Annotated in this window: 22 protein-coding genes; 6 read left to right on the top strand and 16 right to left on the bottom strand. The window is 75.0% G+C overall.

The window, feature by feature from the left end; all coding sequences use genetic code 11:
* Positions 1-9 precede the first annotated feature (9 nt).
* From PIR53_20395 to glnT, 5 genes are read right to left on the bottom strand one after another with little or no spacing between them, the layout of a single operon-like run.
* Positions 10-432, bottom strand: coding sequence for a HutD family protein (locus tag PIR53_20395; protein ID WZH52358.1), 423 nt, complete (start codon positions 430-432; stop codon positions 10-12).
* A 47-nt stretch (positions 433-479) separates the two neighbouring features.
* Positions 480-1,829 carry an FMN-binding glutamate synthase family protein gene (locus PIR53_20390; GenBank protein ID WZH52357.1) on the bottom strand — a complete coding sequence of 450 codons (1,350 nt, stop codon included), beginning with the start codon at positions 1,827-1,829 and terminating at the stop codon, positions 480-482.
* A 13-nt stretch (positions 1,830-1,842) separates the two neighbouring features.
* Positions 1,843-2,565 (bottom strand): hypothetical protein, encoded by a 723-nt coding sequence (locus PIR53_20385; protein ID WZH52356.1) that lies wholly within the window; start codon positions 2,563-2,565, stop codon positions 1,843-1,845.
* Positions 2,553-3,482 carry a hypothetical protein gene (locus tag PIR53_20380; GenBank protein ID WZH52355.1) on the bottom strand — a complete coding sequence of 310 codons (930 nt, stop codon included), beginning with the start codon at positions 3,480-3,482 and terminating at the stop codon, positions 2,553-2,555. Before PIR53_20380 ends, PIR53_20385 begins: the two co-directional genes overlap by 13 nt.
* Positions 3,483-3,537: 55 nt before the next feature.
* Positions 3,538-4,860: a type III glutamate--ammonia ligase gene (gene glnT / locus PIR53_20375; GenBank protein WZH52354.1), complete on the bottom strand. Its 1,323-nt coding sequence runs from the start codon at positions 4,858-4,860 to the stop codon at positions 3,538-3,540.
* A 144-nt stretch (positions 4,861-5,004) separates the two neighbouring features.
* On the opposite strand from glnT, the gene PIR53_20370 reads away from it, so the two are divergent.
* Positions 5,005-5,229, top strand: coding sequence for a DUF3099 domain-containing protein (locus tag PIR53_20370; protein WZH52353.1), 225 nt, complete (start codon positions 5,005-5,007; stop codon positions 5,227-5,229).
* A 1-nt stretch (position 5,230) separates the two neighbouring features.
* On the opposite strand, the gene PIR53_20365 is transcribed toward PIR53_20370, so the two are convergent.
* From PIR53_20365 to PIR53_20330, 8 genes are all read right to left on the bottom strand, one after another.
* Positions 5,231-6,634, bottom strand: coding sequence for a PepSY domain-containing protein (locus tag PIR53_20365; GenBank protein ID WZH52352.1), 1,404 nt, complete (start codon positions 6,632-6,634; stop codon positions 5,231-5,233).
* A 90-nt stretch (positions 6,635-6,724) separates the two neighbouring features.
* A complete protein-coding gene (locus tag PIR53_20360) occupies positions 6,725-7,291 on the bottom strand; it encodes a hypothetical protein (GenBank protein ID WZH52351.1) in 567 nt (188 codons plus the stop codon).
* A 32-nt stretch (positions 7,292-7,323) separates the two neighbouring features.
* Entirely contained in the window at positions 7,324-8,151 is an 828-nt protein-coding gene (locus PIR53_20355; GenBank protein ID WZH52350.1) for an ABC transporter ATP-binding protein, read from the bottom strand.
* A gap of 14 nt (positions 8,152-8,165) precedes the next feature.
* Positions 8,166-9,251, bottom strand: coding sequence for an iron chelate uptake ABC transporter family permease subunit (locus tag PIR53_20350; protein WZH52349.1), 1,086 nt, complete (start codon positions 9,249-9,251; stop codon positions 8,166-8,168).
* Positions 9,248-10,300, bottom strand: a complete 1,053-nt coding sequence (locus tag PIR53_20345) for an iron chelate uptake ABC transporter family permease subunit (protein ID WZH52348.1) — start codon at positions 10,298-10,300, stop codon at positions 9,248-9,250. The genes PIR53_20350 and PIR53_20345 overlap by 4 nt, the downstream gene beginning before the upstream one ends.
* A gap of 37 nt (positions 10,301-10,337) precedes the next feature.
* Positions 10,338-10,868, bottom strand: a complete 531-nt coding sequence (locus PIR53_20340) for a 2'-5' RNA ligase family protein (GenBank protein ID WZH52347.1) — start codon at positions 10,866-10,868, stop codon at positions 10,338-10,340.
* 26 nt (positions 10,869-10,894) lie between these two features.
* Positions 10,895-11,260: a hypothetical protein gene (locus PIR53_20335; protein ID WZH52346.1), complete on the bottom strand. Its 366-nt coding sequence runs from the start codon at positions 11,258-11,260 to the stop codon at positions 10,895-10,897.
* Positions 11,257-11,766: a pyridoxamine 5'-phosphate oxidase family protein gene (locus PIR53_20330; protein WZH52345.1), complete on the bottom strand. Its 510-nt coding sequence runs from the start codon at positions 11,764-11,766 to the stop codon at positions 11,257-11,259. The genes PIR53_20335 and PIR53_20330 overlap by 4 nt, the downstream gene beginning before the upstream one ends.
* 97 nt (positions 11,767-11,863) lie before the next feature.
* Here PIR53_20330 and PIR53_20325 point away from each other — a divergent pair, with 97 nt between their 5' ends.
* The 5 genes from PIR53_20325 to PIR53_20305 are packed head-to-tail and all read left to right on the top strand — an operon-like array spanning position 11,864 to position 19,353.
* Positions 11,864-13,264 (top strand): SWIM zinc finger domain-containing protein, encoded by a 1,401-nt coding sequence (locus PIR53_20325; protein ID WZH52344.1) that lies wholly within the window; start codon positions 11,864-11,866, stop codon positions 13,262-13,264.
* Positions 13,261-14,814 (top strand): DUF5691 domain-containing protein, encoded by a 1,554-nt coding sequence (locus PIR53_20320; protein ID WZH52343.1) that lies wholly within the window; start codon positions 13,261-13,263, stop codon positions 14,812-14,814. Before PIR53_20325 ends, PIR53_20320 begins: the two co-directional genes overlap by 4 nt.
* A complete protein-coding gene (locus tag PIR53_20315) occupies positions 14,811-15,938 on the top strand; it encodes an AAA family ATPase (GenBank protein ID WZH52342.1) in 1,128 nt (375 codons plus the stop codon). Before PIR53_20320 ends, PIR53_20315 begins: the two co-directional genes overlap by 4 nt.
* A gap of 11 nt (positions 15,939-15,949) precedes the next feature.
* Positions 15,950-18,181, top strand: a complete 2,232-nt coding sequence (locus PIR53_20310; protein WZH52341.1) for a DUF5682 family protein — start codon at positions 15,950-15,952, stop codon at positions 18,179-18,181.
* A complete protein-coding gene (locus PIR53_20305) occupies positions 18,178-19,353 on the top strand; it encodes a VWA domain-containing protein (protein WZH52340.1) in 1,176 nt (391 codons plus the stop codon). The genes PIR53_20310 and PIR53_20305 overlap by 4 nt, the downstream gene beginning before the upstream one ends.
* A gap of 6 nt (positions 19,354-19,359) precedes the next feature.
* Here PIR53_20305 and PIR53_20300 read toward each other — a convergent pair whose 3' ends face one another.
* The 3 genes from PIR53_20300 to PIR53_20290 are packed head-to-tail and all read right to left on the bottom strand — an operon-like array spanning position 19,360 to position 22,786.
* The gene (locus PIR53_20300; protein WZH52339.1) at positions 19,360-20,181 is read right to left on the bottom strand and encodes an SDR family NAD(P)-dependent oxidoreductase; all 822 of its coding nucleotides are present in this window, start codon (positions 20,179-20,181) and stop codon (positions 19,360-19,362) included.
* Positions 20,178-21,770 (bottom strand): sugar ABC transporter ATP-binding protein, encoded by a 1,593-nt coding sequence (locus PIR53_20295; GenBank protein WZH52338.1) that lies wholly within the window; start codon positions 21,768-21,770, stop codon positions 20,178-20,180. Before PIR53_20295 ends, PIR53_20300 begins: the two co-directional genes overlap by 4 nt.
* The gene (locus PIR53_20290; GenBank protein WZH52337.1) at positions 21,770-22,786 is read right to left on the bottom strand and encodes an ABC transporter permease; all 1,017 of its coding nucleotides are present in this window, start codon (positions 22,784-22,786) and stop codon (positions 21,770-21,772) included. The genes PIR53_20295 and PIR53_20290 overlap by 1 nt, the downstream gene beginning before the upstream one ends.
* Between the last annotated feature and the right edge of the window lie 27 nt (positions 22,787-22,813).

The following is a 22,813-nucleotide window of genomic DNA, read 5'->3' as shown; positions in this document are numbered from 1 at the left end:
CGTCCATCATCACCGCACGGCGGCGCTCACCACCACCGCCCGTCCCGCACCGCCCGCCTCCTCAGGCAGCGCCCAGAGGAGCACGTCGTCCGCACCGGGCTCGACCGACGCGAGGTCCACCACCCGCATGCTGCCCGTGGCCCTCCCCCGCGCCAGCACGAGGTTCAGGTTCTGCACCGGCCCGCCCAGCGGCCGCCCGAGCACGACCGACTCCCCGCGGTAGGCGAGCACCTCCCCGCGGCGTACCGACTGCTCCGTGCCGTCGACCGTCAGCGCCAGCCCCTCCCCCGCGACGACGCACGAGACGCGGTCGACGTCGGGGAACGCCGACCACGGCGCCGGGCCCTCGATGGCGGCGACGCTCACGCGCCACGCGCCGCCGGGATCCGCGGCGAGCTCCCGCGTGACGCCGGCGCCGTTGCGCCACGGCACCGCCGGGAGCCCGGCGAGGTCCGCGAGCGAGAGCCGCCTCAGCGGCGTCAGAACGACGGGCCCGGACGGCCGGGGATCCAGTCCGTGCCGGCGACCGGCACACGCGCCATGGCGGCGGCCTCGACGGTCAGCGCGACGAGGTCCTCGGGCTCGAGGTGCGTCACGTGGACCTTGCCGCAGGCGCGCGCGATGGTCTGCGCCTCCATCGTCAGCACCCGCAGGTAGTTCGCGAGGCGGCGGCCGCCCTCGACGGGGTCGAAGCGCTGGGCGAGCTCGTCGTCCTGCGTCGAGATGCCGGCGGGGTCGCGGCCGTCCTGGTAGTCGTCGTAGTAGCCGGCCGCCGACCCGATGGCCTGGTACTCGGCGTCCCAGCGCGGGTCGTTGTCACCGAGCGCGACGAGCGCGGCGGTGCCGATCGCGACCGCGTCCGCGCCGAGCGCCAGCGCCTTCGCGACGTCGGCCCCGGTGCGGATGCCACCGGACACGATGAGCTGCACGCCGTCCGCCTTCCGGTGCACGCCCAGCTCCTGCAGGGCCTGGACGGCCTGCGGGATCGCGGCCAGCGTCGGGATGCCGACGTTCTCGATGAAGACGTCCTGGGTCGCCGCCGTGCCGCCCTGCATGCCGTCGACGACGACCACGTCGGCGCCGGCGTGCACGGCGAGCTTCACGTCGTAGTAGGGCCGCGAGGCACCGACCTTCACGTAGATCGGCTTCTCCCAGCCCGTGATCTCGCGGAGCTCGGCGATCTTGATGGTGAGGTCGTCGGGGCCCGTCCAGTCGGGGTGGCGGGAGGCGCTGCGCTGGTCGATGCCCTGCGGCAGCGTGCGCATCCCCGCGACGCGCTCGGAGATCTTCTGCCCCAGCAGCATCCCGCCGCCGCCGGGCTTCGCGCCCTGGCCGAGCACGATCTCGATGGCGTCCGCCTTGCGGAGGTCGTCGGGGTTCATGCCGTAGCGGCTCGGCAGGTACTGGTAGACGAGGTGCTTGCTCTGCCCCCGCTCCTCCGGCGTCATGCCGCCGTCGCCGGTCGTCGTCGACGTGCCGGCCTCGCTCGCGCCGCGGCCCAGCGCCTCCTTCGCGCGGCCCGAGAGGGCGCCGAAGCTCATGCCCGCGATGGTGACGGGGATGGCCAGCTCGAGGGGGTACGTCGCGTGGCGCGCGCCCAGCGTCACCTCGGTGCCGCAGCGCTCCCGGTAGCCCTCCAGCGGGTAGCGGCTCATCGAGGCGCCGAGGAACAGCAGGTCGTCGAAGTGCGGCAGCGCGCGCTTGGCGCCGCCGCCGCGGATGTCGTAGATGCCCGTCGTGGCCGCGCGCTGGATGTCGGCGATGGTGGCCGGGTCGAACGTGGCCGAGGGACGCAGGCCGCGCCGCGCCAGGGTGAGGTCGTCGTGCATGGGAGCCTCCGGTTCAGTACGCCGCGGCGTTGTCGACGTGGAAGTGGTAGAGCGTGCGGGCCGAGCCGTAGCGCGTGTACGACGCGGGGTCGTCGTCCTCGAAGCCGGCCGCCTTCAGCAGGGTCGCGAGCTCCTCGAGGTGCTCGGGGCGCATCTCCTTCGCGACGCAGTCCGCGCCCAGCGACGCGACCGTGCCCCGCACGTAGATCCGCGCCTCGTAGATCGAGTCGCCCAGCGCCTCCCCGGCGTCGCCCCGCACCACGAGCCGCCCGGCCTGCGCCATGAAGGCGCTCATGTGGCCGATCGACCCGCCCACGACGATGTCGACGCCCTTCATGGAGATGCCGCAGCGGGCCGCCGCGTCGCCCTCGACGACGAGCAGGCCGCCGTGGGCGGTCGCGCCGGCCGACTGCGAGGCGTTGCCCTTGACGAGCACGGAGCCGCTCATCATGTTCTCCGCGACGCCGACCCCGGCGTTGCCCTCGATGACGACGTCGGCGCGCTGGTTCATGCCCGCCGCGTAGTAGCCCACGTGGCCCGCGACGGTGACCTGGCGCGGCGTGTCCATCCCGACCGCGACGGCGTGCGCCCCGCGGGGGTTCGTCAGCGTGACCGGCGTGTCGACGGGCAGCGCGTCGTGGCCCGCGACCTCGCGGCCCTGGAGCAGGGCGTTGACGGTGCGCAGCGGCACGGCCGCCAGGTCCAGCTCGACGGTGGTGGCGCTCAGCGCGTCCATGCGTAGATCCTCTCGGGCTCGGGCTCGTAGATGCGGGCCTCGGCGATGCCGGGCAGGCCGACGAGGGCGCGGTACTCCGACGCCATCGCGACCCAGTCGTCGTGCTCGGCGATGACCGCGGGCTTGCAGGCGATCGCATCGCGCACGACGGCGAACGAGTCGGCGTCGGCGACGAGCAGCGTGTAGAAGCCGTCGAAGGTGGTGAGCAGCTCCTTGAGCGCCGTCTCGACGGTGTAGCCCGCCGCCAGCCGGTCGGCGACGAAGCGGGCGCCCACCTCGGTGTCGTTCATCGAGTCGAACTCCGCCCCGGCCGCGACCAGGTCGCGACGGATGGAGGCGTGGTTGGAGAACGAGCCGTTGTGCACGAGGCACTGGTCGGTGCCCACCGCGTAGGGGTGGCAGCCGCCCGGCGTCACGGCCGACTCGGTCGCCATGCGGGTGTGGCCGACGCCCTGCCGGCCCTGCGCCGCAGGCAGCCCGTAGGCCTCCGCCAGGTCGCGCGGGTGGCCCACGCCCTTGAGCACGGCGACGTCGGCGCCGAACCCCGCGACGAGCGCCTCGGGGTAGGCCTCCTTCACGGCGCCGCGCAGCCGGTCGAGCTCGGCGTCGCCACCGGGCACGTGCGCCACCAGGGTGGGCCCGGCGTCGACGACGGCGACGTCCGCGCCGTACGCCGTCGTGAGGGCGCCGGCGACGACCTCCGCCGCGAGGCCGGAGGTGAGCTCGACACAGCTCGCGTCGGGCACGAACGAGACGGTGACGTGGCCGGCCGGGGACCAGCGGGGGTCGCCGTAGACGGCGATGCCGGCCGAGTCGGCGCCCCGGTCCTGCATCTCGCAGAGCATGCCGGTGAGCAGCTCACCGAGCCGGGGGGCGAGGGCGGGGTTGCGCAGGTGCAACCCGACGATGCCGCACATGGGCGGGTCCTTTCTCCGAAGACTTCAGGGGCCGGTCAGGGCCGGTCAGGGCCGGTCAGTAGGCCGTGAGGTAGTGGTCGATCTCCCAGGACGTGACCCGGGAGTGGTAGGCGAAGAACTCGGCGCGCTTGGCCTCGGCGAAGTACGCCGCGACCCGGTGCCCGCCGTCGCTCGCCGCGTCGAGGGCGGCGCCCACCACGGGGTCCGCCTCGAGCGCCTCGACGGCATGGATCAGCGTGCGCGGCAGCGGCGGGCGCACGGTGCCGTTGTCGCCGCCGACGGTGCCGGGGTCGAGGTCGCGCTCGATGCCGTCGAGGCCGGCGCCGATCGTCGCCGCGATGGCCAGGTAGGGGTTCGCCGACCCGTCGCCGCCGCGCAGCTCGACGCGGTGGTGGTCGGGGATGCGGATGAAGTGGGTGCGGTCGTTGCCGCCGTAGGTCGGGAAGCTCGGTGCCCAGCTCGCGCCCGACGTCGTGGAGACCGCGCCGGTGCGCTTGTAGGAGTTCACGCTCGGTCCGAGCACGGCCTGCAGTGCGGAGGCGTGCTCGAGGATGCCGGCGGTGAAGGAGTACGCCGTGCCGCTCAGTCCCAGCCCGCGCGCGTCGTCGGCGTCGGGGAAGGCCGACGCGCCGTCCTTCCACAGCGACAGGTGGAGGTGGAGCCCCGAGCCGGTGCGGTCGGAGAACGGCTTCGGCATGAAGGTCGCCACCATGCCGCGCTCCTCGGCGAGCATGGAGATGAGGTAGCGCAGCGTCACCACGCGGTCGGCGGTGGTGAGCGCGTCGGCGTACTCGAAGTTCTGCTCGAACTGGCCGTTGCCGTCCTCGTGGTCGTTGGCGTAGTTGCCCCAGCCCAGCTCGTTCATCGCGCGGGAGACGGTGGCGAGGTGCTCGTACATCCGCGTGACGCCGCGGGCGTCGTAGCAGGGCCGGGCCGCGTTGTCGCCCGGGTCTGCCGTCACGAGGGTGCCGTCGGCCTCGCGGCGCAGGAGGAAGTACTCGACCTCCGCGCCGACGTAGACCTCGAGGCCCTGCGTCTCCTGCAGCCGGGCCAGCATCGACTTGAGGATCACGCGCGGCGCGAACGGCCACGGCTTGCCGTCGACGTGCGGGTCGCAGTGGACGATCGCCAGGCCCTCCTTGATGAAGGGCACCGGGGTGAAGCTGGCGGGATCCGGGAGGACCATGAGGTCGGGGTCCTTGGGCTCCTGGCCCATGGAGCCCACGGCGTAGCCGGCGAAGCCGACACCCTCCGTCTGGAGCTGCTCGACCGCCTCGACGGGCACGAGCTTGGCGCACGGCTTGCCGTTCAGGTCGACGAAGAGCGCCAGGATGAACGTCGTGCCGGCCTTCTCCGCGAGGGTCGCGAGATCGGTCATGGCGGGAACCTCCACTTGTTCACTGCTGTGAATCATTGTCTACGACGAGTGAACAGTGCAAGCGTTGCGGACGTGTTTCGCGGGCGTCACGGTCAGGGGTCCGTCCGGCACGGGTCGTGAAGGGAACCGGCGTACGGTGGTGACGTGGCGATCACCGACGGCCGCAAGCGGGCCTACGCGTGGATGATGGGCGCCTGCCTCACGCTCTTCGTGCTGGCCGGCCTCGTGGTCCGCCACTGGTCGGTGCCCCTGGCCATCGCGATGTGCGTCGTCGCCGCGGTCATCCCGCCCGCCGCGGCGGTGGTGGCGAACACGGGCGCGCTCGCCGACCACCGCCCGCCGCCCGAGCCCCCGGACCCCGACCGGTGACTCAGGCGGCGCGAGCCCGTGCCGCCAGCGCCAGGTCCACCACGAGGAACGCCAGCAGGCTGAGGCCCAGCAGCGGCAGGAACCAGCCGACGGCGACGGCCACGACCCCGAGCGCGGCGAGGCCCGCCGGCGGCGCCGAGCGCCAGGCCCCGCGCCGTACGGGACGGCCCATCGCCCAGCGGTCCCCGCGGGTCGGGCGGCGCAGCCACCACATGCGGTAGCCGCTCACCACCATCACCACGATCGCGAGGCCGAGGCCGAGCAGCGCCACCTGGTTGGCGAGGCCGAACAGCGAGCCCATGTGGACGTCGACGCCCCAGCGGGCGAGCTTCGCCATGAACGGGTAGTCGTCGAAGCGCACCACGTCGACCACCTCCCCCGACGCCGGGTCGACGGCGGCCGCGTCGACCTGCACCGGCCAGGAGCGATCGATCTCGGAGACGACGTACGTCGCTGTGGCGGTGCTCGGCCGCTTGATCTCGACCGCCGCGGTGAGGCCCTCGGCGCGGGCGGCGTCCCAGGCGGCCTGCCACCCGACGCCGGGGGCATCCACCCCGGCCGCGTCGCCGGGTTCGCTCGGACCGCCGTGGTGGTGCGCGTGCTCGTCGGCCCCCGCGTGCGGCTCGGTGAGGTCGCTGACCACCGCGGGCGTGGTCCAGTCGAGCGCGGTGCGCAGCTCGGTGACGTGGGTGCCGGCGTGCTGCGACCACGTCAGGCCGGTCGCCGACAGCCCGAGCAGCCCGACCGCGATCACCGTGCCGAGCAGGCCGTGGACGGCGCGGGTGCGAGCGCGCCCGGTGCTGCCGCGCACGCGGCGGGCGTCGCGGTTGCGCCGCTGCGGTCCGGTCCACCACAGGGCGAGGCCGCCGAGCGCGACGACGGCTAGCCAGGAGGCGGCGAGCTCGGAGTAGAGCCGCCCGGTGTCCCCCAGGTGCAGACTGCGGTGCAGCTCGCTCACCCAGGTGCGGAGCGGCAGGGAGCCCGACGTGCCGTACGCCGTCAGCTCCCCCTGCGTCTCCCCCGTCACCGGGTCGACGAAGACGGCGCGGGTGCGGGAGGTCGCGGCCTCGCCCGCGTCGAACATGACGCGGGTCGTCGCACCCTCCTCGGGCGCGGGCCGGACGGCGACGAGCGGCAGGTCGGGCTCGACCTCGCGGGCGGCGGCGACCTGGGCCTCGAGCGGCAGGGCCGGTCCGCGGGAGTCGGTGGTGAGCACGTCGTCGTACACCACCTTCTCCACCTGCGGCGTCACGGCGTAGAGGGCGCCGCTGACGGCGGCGACGAGCAGGAACGGCGCGATGAGCACGCCGGCGTAGAAGTGCAGGCGCAGCAGGAGCGGGCGCCAGCTGCGGGACGGGGTCGATGGGGGTGGCGGGGTCGGTCGATCGGTCAGCTGCTGGGTCATGCGGACATGCCTCCTCGGGCACGACGACGGAGCGGCGGACCGCTCCTCGAGCAGCCCGACCGCGATGGCGCGTCGGTGGCGCGCTCCCCCTCAGGCGGGGAACGCGCCGGCGCGCGGCGGCGCGCGGGCGGGGAGGCGGCGGCGCTCCGCACGGTCGCGGAGGGCGGGGGGCTCAGGAGCCGGTACGACGCGGGCAGCGCCCGGCACCGGCAGGGGACGCCGCAGCGCGAGGACCGCGACGAGGCGCACCAGGGCGAGGTCGAGCACCGTCCAGAGGGCGCGTTCGCCCGCGGCCAGCCAGAGCCCGCCGATCCCCGCGGCGACGAGGTGGGCGAGCAGCATGGTGGGGGTGGCGCCGTGGCCCCCGTGCTGGATCCCGTCGTGGACCCCGTGGTGGGCCCCGTCCGCGCTCACCATGAGCGCGAGGTGCACGACCGCCTGGCCGAGCACGAGCAGGAGCCCGGCCTGGAGGGCGTCGACCCGGCGGCCGACGAGGAGCGCGGCGACGGGCGTGAGCACCACGAGCAGCCCGCCGAGCACCGGCAGGCCCGGGAGGGCGCCACCGGCGAGCGCGTGCCCGCCCGCGCCGGCGAGCAGGGCGACCGTCGTGAGCACGCCACCGCGCACCACGCGCAGCGGCCACCCGATCGACGTCACGGGCAGACATTCTGCACGGGGTCGGCCCCGGGTCAGCCCGCAGCGCCGCCCGTCGGCAGCGGGAAGACCGAGGGCGTCCCCACCACCGGGTCGGGAGCCACGACGCACGGGAGGTCGAAGACCTCCTCGACCAGGGCGGCCGTCAGCACCTCGGCGGGTGCCCCCGTCGTCACCACGTCGCCGTCCTTCATCACGACGAGGTGGTCGGCGTACCGCGCCGCCTGGTTGAGGTCGTGGAGCACCGCCACGATCGTCTTGCCCTGCCCGTGGAGGGTGCCGAGCAGGTCGAGCAGCTGGTACTGGTGCGCGATGTCGAGGAACGTCGTCGGCTCGTCGAGCAGCAGGGTCGGCGTCTCCTGCGCGAGCAGCATCGCCACCCAGACCCGCTGGCGCTGGCCGCCCGACAGCTCGTCGACGTAGCGACCCGACAGCACGTCGGTGCGCGTCGCCGCCATCGCGGCCGCGACCGCGGCCTCGTCCTCGGGGCGCCACTGCTGGATGAGGGACTGGTACGGCGCGCGTCCGCGCGCGACGAGGTCCGCGACCCGGATCCCGTCGGGGGCCAGGGAGGTCTGCGGGAGGAGACCGAGCCGCCGCGCGACCTCCTTGGAGCGGTAGCGGGAGATGTCCTGGCCGTCGAGCAGCACCCGGCCCGCGGTGGGCGTGAGGATGCGCGCCAGGGAGCGCAGCAGCGTCGACTTGCCGCAGGCGTTGGGGCCGATGATCGCGGTGAACGAGCCGTCGGGGATGCCGACGGTCAGGTCGCGCGAGATGGTCCGCTTGTCGTAGCCGATCGTGACGTTCTCGGCGGCGAGGCGGGGCCCGTGGGTGGTCGCGCTGGTGCCGGTGGTCGTCGTCATGGGTCCGTTCCGTCTCAGGAGGTCACGGCCTGGCGGCGGGCCTCGCGGACCAGCAGCCAGATCAGGTAGAGCCCGCCGACGCACACGGTGATCAGCCCGACCGGCACCGGCCGGTAGGCGCTCGCGACGACGAGGGAGAGGAGGTGGGCACTCACGAGGAGCGTGGCGCCCATGGCGGCCGCCCCGAGGAGGCTGACGCCCGGCGAGCGGGTCAGCCGGCGGGCGAGCTGGGGCGCGACGAGGGCGATGAAGCCGAGCGGTCCGGCGGCGGCCGTGACGAGGGCGGTGGTCGCGACGCCGACGACGATGAGCGCGAGCCGCACGAGCCCGACGCGCGTGCCCTGGGTGACCGCGGCGTCGTCGCCCAGCTCGAGGCGCCGCAGCGACGGGGCCAGTGCGGCGGCGGCCGCGACGACGACGGCGAAGCCCACGAGCACCGGGACCATCGAGGTCCACGTGACGCGGGCGATGGACCCGGCGCCCCAGAAGCCGACCGCCATGGCGTCCTGCAGGTCGGCTCGGGTGATGAGGTAGCTGTTGACCGAGCCCAGCATCGCGGAGACGCCGATGCCCACGATGATGAGCCGGAACCCCTGCACGCCCCGGCGGTAGGCGAGCACGTAGACCACGACGGCCGTGAGGATGCCGCCGACGACGGCAGCCCCGGCGAGCGACCAGTAGTCGCGGGTGCCGAGCACGAGGATCGTGACGACCACGGCGGTGTAGGACCCTGCGTCGAACCCGATGACGTCGGGCGAGCCGAGCGGGTTGCGGGTGAGCGACTGGAAGATCGCGCCGCCGATGCCGAGCACGGCGCCGAAGACGAGGGCCGCGAGCACGACCGGCATCCGCCACTCCAGCACGACCAGGCGCTGGAACCGCTCGCCGCCGCCGCCGACGGCGCGCACGACCTCCGCGACGCTCAACGGGTAGTCGCCGAGGGTGAGCGCGACGATCCCCAGCGCGGCGGCGACGAGGGCCAGGGCGGCGGAGACGGCGACGACCCGCACCGGGAAGCGGAAGGAGAAGAACCCGCCCCGCAGGGTGCCGGTGGTGTAGCCGAAGTCGACCCGCGCCGTACGGGGCTCCACGGCGCTCACAGCCCGCTCGCCCTCTGGCGGCGGACGAGCGCGATGAGCACGGGGGCGCCGATCACGGCCGTCACGATGCCCACCTGGATCTCGCCGGGCCGGCCCAGCACGCGCCCGAGGACGTCGGCGACGAGCACGAGCACGGGGGCGGCGACGGCGGAGTAGGCGATCACCCAGCGCTGGTCGGGCCCGGTGGACCAGCGCACCACGTGCGGCACCATGAGGCCGACGAAGCCAATGCCGCCGGTCAGCGCGGTGCCGCCGCCCGCCAGCAGCGTGACCGCGACGATCCCGAGGATGCGGGTGCGCAGGATGTTCGTGCCGAGCGAGGTGGCGAGGTCGTCGCCGAGCGCTACCGCGTTGAGCGCCCCCGACAGCGCGAGCGCCACGACGAGGCCCACCGCGAGGAACGGCAGCACGGCGACGGTGTCGTCGAGGCTGGTGCTGTCGATGGTGCCGACCCCCCAGCTGCGCAGCCGGTCGAAGGTCGTGGGGTCGATGAGTGTGAGGAACTGCTGCACGCCGCCCAGCACCGCCGCGAGCGCGACGCCCGCGACCACGAGGGTGATGGGCGAGGCACCACCACCACCGGCCGCCCCGATGAGGTAGACGAGCCCCGTCGCGAACGCGGCGCCCACGAAGGCGAACCAGACGTAGCCCGACACGCTCGCCACCCCGAAGACGCCGACGCCCAGCGTCACGGCGAACCCGGCGCCGGCGTTGACGCCGAGGATGCCGGGGTCGGCGAGCGGGTTGCGGGTGAGCGCCTGGATGAGCGCGCCCGCCACCCCGAAGGCGGCGCCGACGACGATCCCGGCGACGGTGCGCGGGATGCGCAGCTCCCACACGATGAGCGACGCCTCGGTGTCGTCCTGGGCGAGGAGGCCGTCCCAGACCGCCCCGAACGGGAGCGGGTTCGCCCCGAACGCGAGGCTCGCGGCCGTCGCGACGACGAGCGCCGCGAGCAGCACGACCAGGCCGGCCGCGCGCCGGGGTCCGAGCGACGGCGACGGCCGCTCGCGCGTGGGCGCAGGCGGTGGAGCGAGGACGGCGGTCATGGCGGCCCTTCGGGGGCGGGAGCAGAGCGCGCTTAGGTTAGCCTTGCCTGCTTCCGAGGTCGCGCAGGGTCCGGGTCCCGGGCATCCACCGCCGCAGCCGCGCCCCCACGACCTCGTACGGCGCACCCAGCGCCCCCAGCGCCGCCGCGACCTGGTCGTCGGTCAGCCGACCCGTCACCGTCAGGTGGGGCACCCACCGGCCCGGCACCGACCACGGCGGGCCGCCCCGGGACCCGCCCCCCTCGAGGAGCCGCGCCGCCTCGGCGTGGAGGGTCAGCAGCTCCGGGGTCGGCGCGACCACGCGGGCGACGACGCGACGCCCCGGCGCCCCGAGCACGAGCGGGGCGCCGAGGTGGAGGGTCAGGGGCAGGTGCGCCACCAGCGCGTCGAGCGTCGCGTCGGCGTCGGCCGGGACCTCGTCGCGCTCCGCGACCGTCAGGTGGGGCGCGTGGCCGGCGTCGCGGCGTACCCCGGCCCCCGGGACGCCCGCCGCGGCCACGTGGTCCCACTCCTCGCGCACGGCGTGCTCGCCCGCGGCGTCGAGCAGGAGGTCGAGGGAGTCGCGCACCGGCCCGCTCCCCCGGGAGCCCCGCGTCAGCCCTTCTTGACGTCCGCCACGAGCACCGACGTGTTGAGCGCGGCCCACGCCAGCGTGACGGCGGTGGCCTTCTTGCGGGCGCCGCCGTCCGACAGCTTCTGGTTGAGCAGCAGGCAGTCGACGACGTCCGAGGTGATGCGCGCGCCCAGCGCGAGCCGGCGCAGGCGCTGCCCGCCCACGATGCCCGCGGTGCTGATGAGGAGGTCGCGGACGCCGTAGGTCTTCGCGAGGCCCTCGTACGACGCGCGCTCGCCCCCGCGGATGCCGAGGGCGTCGGGCAGGTGGCTCGGCTTGGCGAGCGCGTAGACGCCGTAGGCCGCCGTCGCGGCGGACACCAGGCGGGTGGGGCGGAAGCTGGTCATCGGTCCTCCAGGACGGTCGTCTCGTTCTCTGCGGGGAACTTACCGGGGTCTCCCGTGACGGCCGCCCGGACGCTGCCGACGAGGCGGCGCACGCGGGACGACGAGGACTCCCAGTACTCGGCCGTCGCCACGTGCACCTTCAGCAGTGCCAGCGTCGGGGTCTCGAGGCCGTCCGGGAACCACACCTCGAGCGCGGGCGACCACAGCTCGCGGGCCTTGGCCTGGTCCTGCACGATGCTCGCCGTGCCGGACAGCGACGTCCACGCCGCGTGCTTCGGGTCGGAGAACGCGACGTTCACCTGCGGGTGCTCCCGCACCTCGGCGACCTTCGCGGAGTCGTCGTGGCAGAAGAACCAGAGGTCGCCGTCGAACTCCACCTCCTGCAGCGCCATCGGCCGGCTCACGTGCGTGCCGTCGCTCGTCATCGTCGTGAGCATCGCGATGCGCGCCTGCTCGACGAGCTCGGCGACCTTCGCGGTGCCCTCGGCGGGGTCGTGGTGGGACATCTCTGCTCCGTTCGTGGGGATCGCCCGTGGTGTGGACGGGTGGGGACCGGGCCCGGTACCCCGCAGGTGTCGGTGGGATGCGACAGGATGGCGGGCGATGACCACCCCCGAGGCTGCGGACGCCCCCGCCGAGCGCTGGTCGCTCGAGCGCGTGCGCGGCGCGGCGCCCGACGCCGCGTCGCTGGCGGCGGCGCGCCGGCTGACCGCTCCGGGGTCGTGGTCGGACTGCGGTGTCAGCGCCACGCTCGTGTGGGGCAAGTGCCAGGGCTCGGGCACGACGCCCTACCAGGTGAGCGTCGACCTGAGCGGTCCCGCGTACCGCTGCTCGTGCCCGAGCCGCAAGTTCCCCTGCAAGCACGCCCTGGCGCTGCTGATGCGGTGGTCGGCGGGCGACCTCGAGCCCGGGGCAGGCGCCCCCGACGAGGCCGCCGCGTGGGCGCGGCAGCGGGCGGAGCGGGCGGCGTCGCGCGCGGCCGCGGAGGCCGGCTCGGAGGTCCCGGTCGACCCGGCGACGCTCGCCGCGCGGGCGGAGGCGGCAGCCAAGCGGCGCGACGAGCGCCTCGCGCGGATGGACGCGGGCGTCGAGGAGCTCGCCGTCTGGCTCACCGACCTCGCCCGCACGGGCATCGCCGCCGCCCGGCAGCGCGACCTGACCTGGTGGGAGTCCGCCGCCGCGCGGCTCGTGGACGCCCAGCTGCCCGGTGTCGCCGAGGAGGTGCGGGCCCTCGGCCGCACCGTCCGCCACCGCCCCGACTGGGCCGAGCACACGGTCGACGTCCTCGGGCGCTGGTGGCTGCTCGTGCGGGCCTGGCGCCGCCGCGCCGACCTCGACGAGGCCACCGCGGCCGACCTCCGCACCGTCGTCGGCTGGGCCTGGGCGACCGAGGAGGTGCGCGCGGGCGAGACCGTCGCCGACGTCTGGGCCGTGCTCGGCGCCCACCGCTTGACCGACGGCGGCCTGCTCGAGCAGCGCACCTGGCTCCACGGCGAGCGTTCCGGCCACGTCGTGCAGGTGCTCGACTTCACGGCGCGGGGCGCCCCGATGCCCGTGGCCCGCACCGTCGGCAGCCGCCTCGAGGTCACCCTCGCGCTCTATCCCGGCCACGACCCGCGGCGCGCCCTCCTCGTCACCGAGCCCGTGGCCGCCGGCGAGCTCGGCCGGCTCCCCGGGGGCGGCGACCTGGCCGCCGCCCGGGCGCACCGCACCGCAGCGCTGGCCGCGAACCCCTTCGTACGGCGCGTGCCCGCCGTCGTCCGCGACGCACGGGTGGTCCCGGGGCCGGACGCCGACACCACCGGGGCCGTCACCGTCGTCGACGCCACGGGCCGCACGGTGCCGGGGGTGGCGACCGGGGCCGACGAGGAGGAGGCCACGAGCGCCGTCTGGTCCCTGCTCGCCCGCACCGGAGGCCACCCCGCCGATCTGTTCGGCGAGCTGCAGGACGGCGTGCTGCGGGTGCTGGCCGTCGGCACGGGCGACGGGGTGGTGGGGCTGTGAGCGCGCCGGACACCGTGGCGGACTGGGCCGACGGCGTCGTCGCCGCCGCGATCCTGGGCAGCGGCCGGCGTGCGGCGCCGGAGCTGCCGGCGGCGTTGGGCGGCACGGCGCCGACGTCGGGGACCGCGGCCGACTCCGGCACCCGGCTCCTCGACGCGGCGACCGTGCTGGCGGCGCTCCGGTCCGTGGGGCCGCCCGACGCTCCCGAGGAACCGGTGGGTGCCCCCGCTCCGGCGCCCGCCGACGCCCTCGCTTCGCCGTCGCCCCGCGCCCGGCAGCTGCTCGAGCTGCTCCACGCGCGACCGGCGCCGGTGCCGGCGGCCGAGCGGGACGTGCTCGTCGCCCACTGGCTCGAGTGCGCCGCGGCGCGTGGCGTGCACGTGCCCCACGACCTGCTGCCGGTGCTGCTGGAGCGTGCGCGGACGTCACCGGCGCTCCGGGCGCCGCTGCGGCCCGTGCTCGACGAGCGCGGACGCTGGCTCGCCGCGCTGCACCCGGGCTGGGGAGCGATGCTGACGGACGACGGGACCCCGGTGTCGCCCGGCGGGACCCCCGACACGCGGCCCGACCCGGCGGCGTGGCCCCATCTCCCCGCGCCGGCGCGCCTCGCACTGCTCCTCGACCTCCGCGCGTCGACCGACCCCGCGGAACGAGCGAGGGCGGCGGACCTGGTCGCGTCCACGTGGGCGAACGACCCGGTCGACGAGCGCACCCGGCACCTCGAGGCGCTCGGCACGGCGCTGACGGACTCCGACGACCCCCTGCTGGAGCGGGCGCTCGACGACCGGTCGGTGCGCGTGCGGGGTCTCGCGCAGGCCCTGCTCGACGGGCTGCCCACCTCACGGCGCGCCCAGCGGATGGCCGACCGGCTCGCGCCGCTGCTCTCCCGGAGCGGGATCCTCGGCCGGCGTCTCGACCTCGCGACCCCGCCCGATCCCGACGACGCAGGCGTGCGCGACGGGCTCACCCCTCCCCCGCGGGGCACCTCCCGCCACGACTGGTGGCTCGCGACGATGGTGGCCGGCGCCCCGCTCTCCGTGCTGACCACGGGGTCCGGGGTGGACGAGGCCGCGACGTACCAACGCCTCCCCGACCCCCTGCGCGACGCCGTGCGGCGCGCGGTGCTGCTGCGCCGCGACGTCGCCTGGGCGCGGGCGGTGATCGCCGTGGAGGGCCGTCCCGCGGGGCTGCTCCCGGTGCTCCCGATGGAGGAGCGCACGCAGCACCTCGGCTCCGGTCTCGCCCGCTGCCGTGGCGCCGGTGACCTGCAGGACCTCCGCGACCTGCTCGCCGCCCTGCCCGTCCCCGCCGACCCCGGGCTGGCCCGCGAGGCGGTGGAGGCGCTGCACCGGGTGCCGCCGCCGCGGCTCGTGCTGCCCACCGGCGTGGTCCACCACCTGCGCGACGCGCTCGTCGACGCGCCGCCGGCGACGCTCGAGCGGCTCACCGACCTGGTGCGCACCGACCTGCCCGAGACCACCGGTCGGGCCCTCTCGACCGCCCTGCAGCTCCTGTCCTTCCGACGCACGATCAGCGAGGCCCTGCGATGACGACGACCCCTGGCAGTCCCGAGACCCCCGAGGTGCTGCGCCCCCACGCCGAGCAGGCGTACGCCGACGAGCTCGCCGCCCTGCGGGCCCACGACGCCGACACGGGCCGGGTGCGCCCGCCGAGCTGGCAGCTGTCGCCGGGGGCGGTGACGACGTACCTGCTCGGCGGCGAGCTGCCGGACGGGACGGTGATCAGCCCGAAGTACGTCGGGTCGCGGCGCCTCGTCGAGATCGCGGTCGCCTCGCTGGCGACCGACCGGGCGCTGCTGCTCCTCGGCGTGCCCGGCACGGCCAAGACCTGGGTCGGTGAGCACCTGGCGGCGGCGATCAGCGGCACCTCGACCCTCGTCGTGCAGGGCACGGCGGGCACGGCGGAGGAGGCGCTGCGCTACGGGTGGAACTACGCGCGGCTGCTCGCCGAGGGACCGTCCGAGGCGGCCCTCGTGCCGAGCCCCGTGATGCGGGCGATGCGCACCGGCGCCCTGGTGCGGATCGAGGAGCTGACGCGCATCCCGGCCGACGTGCAGGACGCCCTCATCTCGATCCTGTCGGAGAAGACGCTGCCGGTGCCCGAGCTCGACACCGAGGTGCAGGCGCGGCCGGGCTTCAACGTGATCGCGACGGCCAACAACCGCGACAAGGGCGTCAACGACCTGTCGTCGGCGCTGAAGCGGCGGTTCAACACCGTCGTGCTGCCCCTGCCCGACAGCGTCGAGCAGGAGGTCGACATCGTGCGCAGCCGGGTCGCCGCGCTGGGCCGGTCGCTCGGCCTGCCCGCCGACCTCGACGGAGGGACCGGGGCGCCCAGCGAGATCGAGCGCGTGGTGACGGTGTTCCGCGAGCTGCGCTCGGGCTCGACGCTCGACCGCCGCACGAGCCTGAAGTCGCCGTCGGCGACCCTCTCGACCGCCGAGGCGATCTCCGTGATGACCAACGGGTTGTCGCTGGCGGCGCACTTCGGCGACGGGGTCGTGCGCGCCGCCGACGTCGCCGCGGGCCTCGTCGGCGCCGTGGTGAAGGACCCGGTGGCGGACGCCATCGTGTGGCAGGAGTACCTCGAGACTGTCGTGCGCGACCGCCCCGCGTGGGCGGACCTCTACCGCGCGTGCCGCGAGCTGGGCTGAGCGTCCCTCCCGTGACCACGAGCGTCCTCGTCCCCCTCGGCGTCCGCCACCACGGCCCGGGCTCGGCCCGCGCGGTGCGGGCCGCGCTGGAGGAGCTGCAGCCCGACCTCGTCGTGGTCGAGGGCTGCCCGGAGCTCGACCCGCTGGTGGCCCACGTCGCCGACCCCGGGCTCGTGCCGCCGGTGGCGGCGCTCGTGTACGCCGCGGACGACCCGCGCCGGGCGTCGTTCTACCCGTTCGCCGCGTTCTCCCCCGAGTGGGTCGCGCTGCGCTGGGCGGTCGCCCGCGGCGTACCGGTGCGGTTCGCCGACCTGCCCGCCGTCCACCAGCTGGCCCCGGAAGCCCCGGAGGACGCCCAGCCCGCGTCGTACCCCGACGTGATCGGCACGCTCGCCCGCACGGCCGGGTACGACGACCCCGAGCGCTGGTGGGAGGACGCCGTCGAGCTGCCCGACGCCGCGGGGAGCGTGCTCGACCGGTTCGCGCTGCTGCGGGAGGCGGTGACGGAGGTGCGCGACGCGCACCGCGCCGAGCACCCGGAGGAGGACCGCGAGAACGCCCGGCGGGAGGCGGCGATGCGCCGGGTCGTGCGGGCGGCGTTCAAGGAGGGGCACGAGCGGGTGGCGTTCGTGTGCGGTGCGTTCCACGCCCCGGCGCTGCACCTGCCCGACTTCCCGGCGGCTGCGCACGACAACCGGCTCCTCGCGCGCCTGCCGCGCACGAAGGTGGCGGTCACGTGGGTGCCGTGGACGCACGGGCGGCTGCAGTTCACGAGCGGGTACGGCGCGGGTGTCGGCTCGCCGGGCTGGTACGACCACCTCTTCACCTGGGCCGACCGCGACCGGGACGGTGTGGTGCCGGCCTGGATGGTGGCCGTCGCCCGGGCGCTGCGGACCGCCGGGATCGACGCCCCGCCCGCCTCGCTGGTGGAGGCCACGCGGCTGGCCGACGAGCTGGCGGTCATGCGCGGTCGCCCGTCGGCGGGGCTCGCGGAGCTGCAGGACGCGGTGCTGACGGTGCTGTGCGAGGGCTCGGCCGTGCCGTTGCAGCTCGTCGAGGAGCAGGTGGTCGTGGGCCAGCGGCTGGGCGAGGTGCCCGAGCACGTGCCGATGGCGCCGGTGGCCGCGGATCTCGCGCGCCAGCAGCGCGCCGTGCGGCTCAAGCCGAGCGCGTCGGTGACGGAGACCGTGCTCGACCTGCGCACGCCCAACGGCCGCGCCCGCTCGGCGCTGCTGCACCGGCTGCGCCTGCTCGGCGTCGCCTGGGGCACGCCGATCGACGCCGGCCGCACGACGGGCACCTTCAAGGAGGCCTGGCGGCTGCAGTGGGATCCCGGCTTCGCCGTCGCCCTCGTCGACGCGGGCCTGCGCGGCACGACGGTCGCCGACGCGGCGGCCCGCACCGTGGCGGAGGACGCCGCGGCCGCCCCCGACCTGCCGGCGCTCAGCGACCTCGTCGAGGCCTGCCTGCTCGCCGACCTGCCGGCGGGACTCGCCGCGGTGGTCGATGCTCTCGCGGAGCGCACGACCCACCAGCACGACGCGCTGGCGCTCGCGGAGAGCGTGGGGCCGCTGGCGCGGACTCGGCGGTACGGCGACGTGCGTGGCGCCGACACGACCCGCGTCGCCGGGCTGCTCGGCACGGTGGTCGTGCGGGCCTCCGTCGGCCTGCGGGCCGCCTGCGCGAGCCTCGACGACGACGCGGCGGCGCGGGCCCGTCGCGCGATCGAGACCTGCGACGAGGGCGTGACGCTGCTCGACGACGAGGCGTTGCGGCGGCCGTGGCAGGAGGCACTGGTCGGGCTCGCCGCGGACGAGAACGTGCACGGCTCCGTCGGTGGTCGGGCCAACCGGCTGTTGCTCGACGCGGGCGTGGTCGTGCCGTCCACCGCGGCGGAGCGGATGGCCCGGCGCCTGTCGACCGCAGCGCCCGCGCCGGCGGCGGCCGCGTGGCTCGACGGCTTCCTCGCCGGCGACGCGGCCGTGCTGCTCCACGACGACGACCTGCTGCGGATCCTCGACGACTGGATGGCCGGCACCGCCGACGCCGTCTTCGACGACCTGCTGCCGCTGCTGCGACGCACGTTCGCGCGGTTCTCCGCCGCCGAGCGGCGGGCCGTGGCGCGGGGCATCGGGCGGGGGCCCCGATCCGGCGCTGCGTCCGGCGGCCTCGCTCTCGACGTCGAGGCTGCCGCGCCGGTCCTGGCCGGGGTGGCGCGGTTGTTGGGAGGGGCGGTCGCATGAGCGAGCGCGACGCGCGGACGCGGTGGCGGCTGGTGCTCGGGGCACCGTCCGACGAGGTGCTCGGCGCCGACGGCGGGGTCGAGCTGTCCGCCGACGACGTGAAGCGGGACGAGGCACTGGAGGCGTTGTACGGCGAGCGCTCCGGCTCCCGCTCGCGGACGGGCGGCCTCGGCGGTTCGTCCCCGCGGGTCGCTCGCTGGCTGGGCGACATCCGCACCTACTTCCCCAGCTCCGTCGTGCAGGTGCTGCAGGTCGACGCCATGGAGCGGCTGGGCCTCCGTGAGCTGTTGGCGGAGCCGGAGCTGATGGAGGCGGTGCAGCCGGACGTCCATCTCGTCACCACGCTGATGGGGCTGCGGGGCGTCATCCCGGAGCACTCGAAGCAGACGGCCCGCCGGGTCGTGCGCACCGTCGTCGACGAGATCGAGGAACGGATCCGCGCGCGGACGGTGCAGGCCGTGACCGGGGCGCTCGACCGGGCCGCCCGCAGCCGCCGCCCCCGCCCGGCCGACATCGACTGGGGCCGCACGATCGCGGCGAACCTGCAGCACTACCTCCCCGAGCACCGCACCGTCGTGCCCGAGCGGCTCGTCGGCCACGCGCGCCGCGCGCACCAGCTCGAGCGCGAGATCGTGCTGTGCGTCGACCAGTCCGGCTCCATGGGGCCGTCCGTCGTCTACGCGTCCGTGTACGGCGCCGTCCTCGCCTCCCTCCGCTCCGTCGCGACCCGGTTGGTCGTCTTCGACACCGAGGTCGTCGACCTCACCGACGACATGGACGACCCCGTCGACGTGCTCTTCGGGGTGCAGCTCGGCGGCGGCACGGACATCAACCGCGCCCTGGCCTACTGCGATAGCCGCATCGAACGGCCCACCGACACGGTGCTCGTGCTGCTGAGCGACCTGTTCGAGGGCGGCATCGCCGAGGAGATGCTGGCGCGCTGCGCGCGTCTCGTGGCGTCAGGCGTCACGGTCGTCGCACTGCTGGCGCTGAGCGACGACGGCGCACCCGCGTACGACGAGGACCACGCCTCCGCGCTCGCCGGCCTCGGCGTGCCGACGTTCGCGTGCACGCCCGAGGCGTTCCCGGACCTCATCGCCGCCGCGATCGAGCGACGCGACATCACCGCGTGGGCCGCGGGCGAAGGGATCGTGACGGCGCAGCCGGGGTGAGGTCGCTCAACCGCGGGTGCCGATCGGTATCGCGACAGGTCGCTCCTGCTCGGTCAACAACCGGGCGCGGCGGTCGGCGAACGTCGCGAACAGTCCGGGATGGGTGGTGATCCAGAAGCTGCCCGCGTCTACACCCCCGAACAGCGCGTCAGCGGCGGCCTCCGTCGAGAGGCCCTCGGCGCGGACGTACGAGCTGAGCTCCTCCCGGTAGGCGTCCGACGCCGTGTCGGCGGCCACCGCAACGTCGAAGATCCCGGAGTCGACCGGCCCGGGGAGCACCACGTGCACCCCGATGTCGGAACCCACCTCGTCGAGGTCCAGTCGCAAGCACTCGCTCAACCCCAGCACGGCGTGCTTGCTGGCGTTGTACGCCGCCTGCCGAACCGGGCCGGAGGCGAGTGCCGCCAACGACGCGACGTTGACGACGGCTGCCGGGTCACCGCCCTGTTCGAGCATGCGGGGCACGGCCGCGCTCAACCCGTGCACGACACCGAGCACGTTGACCTCGAGCATGCGCCGCCACTGCGCCTCCGAGGTGCTCCAGGCGTAGCCGGTGGCCTCGATGGCTGCGTTGTTCACGAGGAGGTCGATGCGGCCATGACGTGTGAACGCCAGGTCGACCACCGCCTCCACGTCAGCAGCGACCGCGACGTCGCCGGCCAGCACGTCGACCATGTGGCCGCCCGCGACGAGCTCGTCACGCAGGCTGCCCAGCCCGGCTCGGTCGACGTCGGTTGCGACCACGGCGAACCCCCGCCGCGCTGCGCCCAGCGCGACGGCCCGTCCGATGCCCGCGGCCGCACCGGTGACCAGCGCGGCCCGGGTCACGACCTCACCGCCAGCGGAGCGACGGCGGGACCGGCGGGATCCCCAGCTGCGGTGTCGCCGACCCGGACCGTCCCCATCGTCATCTCGGTCAGGTCGTCCGCGGACAGGCCCACCGTACGGACGGTGCCGATGCACCGCCCCCCGACGAGCACGGCGACCCGGTCACAGAGGCCGATCAGCTCCTCCGACTCGGTGGCGATGACGAGCACCCCGGCCCCCGCCTGCGCGGCCCGTCGCACGATGTCGTGAATGGTCTGCTTCGCCCCCACGTCGACACCCTGCGTGGGCTCGTCGAGCACGATCGCCGTAGGCCCCAGGCGCAGGGCGCGGGCGAGCATGACCTTTTGCTGGTTACCGCCGCTGAGCGTCGCAAGCCGCGCCTCGGGATCGCACGGCTTGACCTCGAGGTCCGTCAACCATCGGGTCACCTCGTCCCGCTCGCGACCGCGCAGCAACCCCCGCCGCCCGTACACGTCCCCGAGCCGGGCGATCGTCAGGTTCTCGCGCAGCGTCATGTCGACGAACGCCGCGTTCGCGAGCCGGTCCGCCGGCACGTAGGCCATTCCGGCAGCCAGGGACTCCACCGGTTCACCCCGGGCGAGCCGCCGACCGCCGACGAGCACCTCCCCGGTGCGGGGCAGGGCGCCGAAGACCAGGCGCCCGAGCGACTCCCGACCGGAGCCGGTGACCCCGGCGACCCCCACGATCTCGCCGGCTGCGATGTCGAGGTCGAACGGCTCCACCCCCTCGCCGCCCACACCGCGCAGCACCAGCACGGAGCCGTCCCGCTCGTCCGACGCGGCAGTCGTGTGCCGGGTTCCGGGCATCTCCAGGTCCCGGCCGATGGTGAGCCGCACGAGGCCGGGCTCCGTCAGGTCCGCGACGTCCCGGGTGGCGACGTGGACGCCGTCCTTCAGCACGGTGACCCGGTCGCAGAGCGAGAAGATCTCCGGGAAACGGTGGGAGACGTACACGATCGCGACGCCCGCCTCGTTGACGCTGCGGACGACCTCGAACAGCCGGTCTGCCTCGGCTGCAGGCAGGGCGGCCGTCGGCTCGTCGAGCACGAGCACCCGGGCCCCCTGCTCGAATCCCCCCACCGCACGGGCGATGGCGATCCCCGTCCGCTCCGACGCGCGGAGCTGGGCGACGGGCCGGCTGAGGTCGAAGTCGTAACCCAGGTCGCCGAGGAGCGCGCGCCCCGCCGTCGCCTCGGCCCGCCACGCGATGGTGCCCAGGCGGGAGCGGCGGTACCCACGTCCCAACGCCAGGTTGTCCAGCGCTCCGAGCGAGGGCACCAGCCCGAGGTCCTGGTGCACGAAACGCAGACCGACCTCCGTCGCCGTCGGGCCGTCGCCGAGGTCGAACGGCTCCCCGTCGAGGTGGGCGGTGGCCCCGCCGTCCGGCCGGTGGTAGCCGGCCAGCACCTTGATCAATGTCGACTTGCCGGAACCGTTCTGTCCCACCAGCCCGAGCACCTCACCGGCCCGCACCTCGAACCGCACGTCGTCGAGCGCCTTCGTGCCCGCGAACGTCTTGCTCAACCCGGTGATCTCGAGCAGCGGCGCGACCCTCGCCCCGACCCCCATCACACGAGCGCCTTCTGCTGCCCGGAGCGGACCGCGAGCGCCACGGCGATGATCAGCGCCACCCCGTTGAAGAGGTCGTCCACCCAGAAGGGTGCGCCGATCAGCTGCACCCCCTTCACGCCCGTCGCGAGCACGTACACCGCGACCAGGGTGCCGAGCACGTTGACATTGCCCTGCCGGAACTGCGTGGCGCCGAGGAAGGCGGCCGCGAACGCCGGGAGCAGGTACGGCGTGCCCGCGTCGAGCGAGGCCGACCCGATGCGCATCACGAACACGATCCCGGCGATGGTGGCGATGACGGCGGACACGACGAGCGCGATCGTGGTGAGCCGGTCGACCCGGACGCCGGCGAGACGCGCCGCCTCCTTGTTGGATCCGATCGCGTAGAGGTAGCGCCCGGTCTGGCGCAGCTCGAGGACGTACCACATGACGCCGGCGATCAGGAACATGTAGACCACCGACAGGGGGATCGTGAAGACCTCGTGGCGCCCGAGATCGGTGAAGGTGGTCGGGATGCCCGCGACGATCTGCTGGCCGCCGGTCACCCACTGGATCCCGGCCACGAGGACGGATCCGGTGCCCAGCGTGGCGATGAACGAGTTGACCTTGAGCCGCACCACGATGAACGCGTTGATCAGACCGATGGCGACACCGACGATCAGCGTCAGCCCCATGGCCGTCGCGACCCCCGTCTCGAGCTTCGACATGAAGGTGGCGACGAGGACGATCCCCATCCCCATCGACCCGGCGATGGAGAGGTCGAACTGCGCCGCCGCGATCGGCATGAGCAGCGCGAGCGCCATGATCGCGGTGATGGCCTGGCCCGCCAGCACGGTGCGGAAGGTGTCGACGGTGAGGAACGTGTCGGGCGCCAGGAGCCCGAAGGTCACGATCAGGATCGCCCAGATGAAGAGGAGGCTGACGTTGCTGAGGCTGAGGAAGCGCACTGTGCGACGCCGAGGCGGCTCCGGCTCGGCGGTGCGGCTCGCGGCCGCGGGGGTGGCGACGACGGTCATGGATCTCTCCTGTCGGGTGGGTCGGCC

The organism is Nocardioides alkalitolerans (assembly GCA_038184435.1).
In the GTDB taxonomy this organism is placed as follows: Bacteria; Actinomycetota; Actinomycetes; order Propionibacteriales; family Nocardioidaceae; genus Nocardioides; species Nocardioides alkalitolerans_A.
The sequence above is the reverse complement of the archived record's forward strand: the minus strand, read 5'-3'. Positions and strand labels throughout refer to the sequence as shown.

Bases quoted from the DNA above. Each gene is read 5' to 3' on its own strand.
- PIR53_20390 (WZH52357.1), bottom strand. From the start codon at position 1,829: ATGCACGACGACCTCACCCTGGCGCGGCGCGGCCTGCGTCCCTCGGCC.
- PIR53_20385 (WZH52356.1), bottom strand. From the start codon at position 2,565: ATGGACGCGCTGAGCGCCACCACCGTCGAGCTGGACCTGGCGGCCGTG.
- PIR53_20380 (WZH52355.1), bottom strand. From the start codon at position 3,482: ATGTGCGGCATCGTCGGGTTGCACCTGCGCAACCCCGCCCTCGCCCCC.
- glnT (WZH52354.1), bottom strand. From the start codon at position 4,860: ATGACCGATCTCGCGACCCTCGCGGAGAAGGCCGGCACGACGTTCATC.
- PIR53_20365 (WZH52352.1), bottom strand. From the start codon at position 6,634: ATGACCCAGCAGCTGACCGATCGACCGACCCCGCCACCCCCATCGACC.
- PIR53_20355 (WZH52350.1), bottom strand. From the start codon at position 8,151: ATGACGACGACCACCGGCACCAGCGCGACCACCCACGGGCCCCGCCTC.
- PIR53_20345 (WZH52348.1), bottom strand. From the start codon at position 10,300: ATGACCGCCGTCCTCGCTCCACCGCCTGCGCCCACGCGCGAGCGGCCG.
- PIR53_20335 (WZH52346.1), bottom strand. From the start codon at position 11,260: ATGACCAGCTTCCGCCCCACCCGCCTGGTGTCCGCCGCGACGGCGGCC.
- PIR53_20330 (WZH52345.1), bottom strand. From the start codon at position 11,766: ATGTCCCACCACGACCCCGCCGAGGGCACCGCGAAGGTCGCCGAGCTC.
- PIR53_20325 (WZH52344.1), top strand. From the start codon at position 11,864: ATGACCACCCCCGAGGCTGCGGACGCCCCCGCCGAGCGCTGGTCGCTC.
- PIR53_20315 (WZH52342.1), top strand. From the start codon at position 14,811: ATGACGACGACCCCTGGCAGTCCCGAGACCCCCGAGGTGCTGCGCCCC.
- PIR53_20305 (WZH52340.1), top strand. From the start codon at position 18,178: ATGAGCGAGCGCGACGCGCGGACGCGGTGGCGGCTGGTGCTCGGGGCA.
- PIR53_20295 (WZH52338.1), bottom strand. From the start codon at position 21,770: ATGGGGGTCGGGGCGAGGGTCGCGCCGCTGCTCGAGATCACCGGGTTG.
- PIR53_20290 (WZH52337.1), bottom strand. From the start codon at position 22,786: ATGACCGTCGTCGCCACCCCCGCGGCCGCGAGCCGCACCGCCGAGCCG.